This is a genomic window from Rathayibacter tritici (assembly GCF_002932875.1).
GTDB classification, from domain to species: Bacteria; Actinomycetota; Actinomycetes; order Actinomycetales; family Microbacteriaceae; genus Rathayibacter; species Rathayibacter tritici.
This window is the reverse complement of the sequence record NZ_PSWS01000032.1, coordinates 1-2,706: the sequence shown is the minus strand read 5'-3', so window position 1 is coordinate 2,706 and position 2,706 is coordinate 1. Positions and strand designations below refer to the sequence as shown.

Here is a 2,706-nt window from a genome sequence, read left to right as displayed (position 1 = left end):
TCCGCCCTCGGCTTCCGCAACCTCACCAACTACATCGCCCGCAGCCTGCTCGAAACTGGCGGCTTCAGACCCCGACTACACCCTCAATTACGATGAGCCTGATAACTTCTCCGATGGTTACAGTACCGCTGCCGCCTCCCCCGCGTCCCAGGCCGCTCCAGTAGGGCTGGTAGGTGAAGTCACCGGGCTGACCCACGGGCTTGTAGCCGCGGCCTTCGACTGCGGCTTGTCCGTCCGAAGCGGCATCGACGTCCCACTGATAGGTGTGGGTCGCGGAGGAGTTGACGCCGATGAGGCCGCATCCGTCTACCGACTCTTGGACACCGGCGCCGAGCGGGAAGATGAAGTTGGTGCGGCTGCATCCCGCAGCGAGGGCGGCGCGCGCCTCGGTGGTGGAGTCCGGCGCGATGGTTGCGGTATCCCCGGAGATCGTGGCCGTGTACTCGGTGCCGTTCTCATCTACGGCGACGAAGGTGCCGGAGAGATCGACGGCAGGGTCGATGTAGTAGTTCGAGATGTCAATCGTCGTCGGGGCCTCCGGCGACACGGTCGGTGAGACGGGAGCCGTTTCGGCGTGCGCGGCGGGAGCAAGGAGTGCTGCTCCAAGTGTGATGATGGCGGCGGTGGCGAGGTGGCGCATGTGCTTCATGATTCCCCAGACGACCGGGAAGTTCCGACAACGACGTGAGTGTCGCAGTGCGAAGTGCTCATTGTGCGAGTCGTAGCGTGGTGCGCGTTTCTTCACACAGTTCGACCCGATGCCCAGGAACCCGCAAGCCGGGGGGGCGTCCTCACAGATGATGATAGCGCCCCATCGCAGTCATAGAGCGGCAACATTTATTCTGTGAATCCCGTGAGTGTAGGAGGTCCGGCTCTTGTTGAGCGGGATTCGTCTCGGATCGAAGCAACACGCGCGAGGCCTGCGATGGCGAGAAGGGTGTACGTCAGACGAGCGTTCAACGCGTCATCCGGCAGACGCGATCCGGTGGTTTTCCGCGTCGGAGGCGCGGTCGTCGGACACTTCGATTTCACCCTCGACCACCGCCATTACCCGCTTAGGTCGCGTCATTCATCGACTCAGAGAAGCCCGGCTTCGAGCACTCGAGGTCCACGGTCGTCTGCACCAGTGCTGCACCTCGCGATGACGAGGTGCAGGTCACCATGAGACACAACCGTGGCGCCGCGGACGCTCGGAGCGTCCCGCTGGACGATCCCCATACGGGACGTCGTGCGATGGCCCCTTGTACCCGGAAGACGAAAAGTTGGAACCGAGTCCAGCCGGAGGTTTCGGTTCCAGTCGTCCCGCCTTCGCCCGACACGCTCAGAGATCAGCTCGAGACCTCGTAGGCCAATGTCCGCACCAGCCAGTAGCGTGCTACCCATGGTTTCCCTGCGCATCAATCCGGACGTTTTGCGTTGGTCGATGCAGGAGTCCGGCCTTGACGTGGAAGAAGTTGCCCGGGCGACTGCCCGGTCACGCGCCTTGGTCGAGCAGTGGTTGAGCGGTGACGAGCTGCCCACGAAAGGTGATGTCGAGAAGATCGGCAAACGAGCGGGCCGTTCCATTCAGTTCTACTTCCTGCCGGGGCCTCCCGCCCAGTCGCCGGCGGTTGCCCGCTTCCGTTCATCCTTCGATCGGAACGAAACTGATCCGACGGCCGAGGTCGCCGCAGTACGAGCTGCTGCACGCATGCAGAAGGTTGTTCGGTGGGCCGCTGACCAAACTGATTCCGACACAGTGCAATTTCCCGACGTCGGCAACTCGCCAGACGCGTATGCCCTATTGATGCAGAGCCGCATTCATTGGCATACGCGAACCCAGGTAGACGCCACCAGCAAGTCTGCTCTCTTCAAAGCCCTTCGATCGCATATCGAGCAGCTCGGCGTAACTGTGACCCTGCGATCGATGGGCGAGAAGAGCTGTCGAGGGTTCTCTTTGTCGGATCCTCGCGCACCACTCATCGCGATTAACCGCGACTACAAACTGCCGTCACTTCGTACTTACACACTTCTACATGAATTGGCCCACATTGCACGAGGCTCCTCGGCCGTGTGCTTTGACGAAGATACAGCAGAGGAGCGTTGGTGCGAGGCGTTCGCAGCTAGCTTTCTGATGCCCGAGGCTCACCTACGCGCCTACTTCGAGTACAAGCACTGGACCAGGGTTACTGTCGATCAAATCGACGAGCGCATCCGACTGACCTCGAACAGGTATAAAGCGAGTTGGCAATCAGTAGCAATACGTCTTCGGGATCTACAGTTAGCAGATCAACGGGTCGTAGATGCGGTAATGAACAACAGCCGCGAGGTAGACAACGGATTCGCTCCTTCGTCACGCCCCACTCCAGTTCGTCGGCTTGAAGAATTTGGTCTGACTTTCACACGGGCTGTGCTCGACCTGCGTCAGCAAGATCAGTTGTCCGAATATGACGCACGTCGCTACTTGAACGTGAATGGATCACAGCTCAGCAGCCTAGAGTTGATTGCGGACGGGGGAGCCTGACGTGCTCTTCGTTCTTGACGCTGCCAGCTTCATCGAGCTGCAGGAAGTCTGCGCAGCAGAAGGCCACCCGTTCGACGTTGTGCTATCTCGATTGACCGATCTTTGAGGCTTATGCAAAATACGATTGATCGAGATGGATTTGCGCGTGTCGGTCACGAATAACACCGGCTAATCCGCTTTGATTGAAGAGCAGCCTCTAACAG

General features: G+C 59.9%; 2 protein-coding genes. One reads left to right on the top strand and one right to left on the bottom strand.

What is annotated here, in order from left to right:
* Positions 1-64 precede the first annotated feature (64 nt).
* Positions 65-649: a hypothetical protein gene (locus tag C5D07_RS04595; RefSeq protein WP_104308656.1), complete on the bottom strand. Its 585-nt coding sequence runs from the start codon at positions 647-649 to the stop codon at positions 65-67.
* A gap of 732 nt (positions 650-1,381) precedes the next feature.
* Between C5D07_RS04595 and C5D07_RS04590 the strand changes: the two genes are divergently transcribed.
* Positions 1,382-2,503 carry an ImmA/IrrE family metallo-endopeptidase gene (locus C5D07_RS04590; RefSeq protein ID WP_170063507.1) on the top strand — a complete coding sequence of 374 codons (1,122 nt, stop codon included), beginning with the start codon at positions 1,382-1,384 and terminating at the stop codon, positions 2,501-2,503.
* Positions 2,504-2,706: the final 203 nt, after the last annotated feature.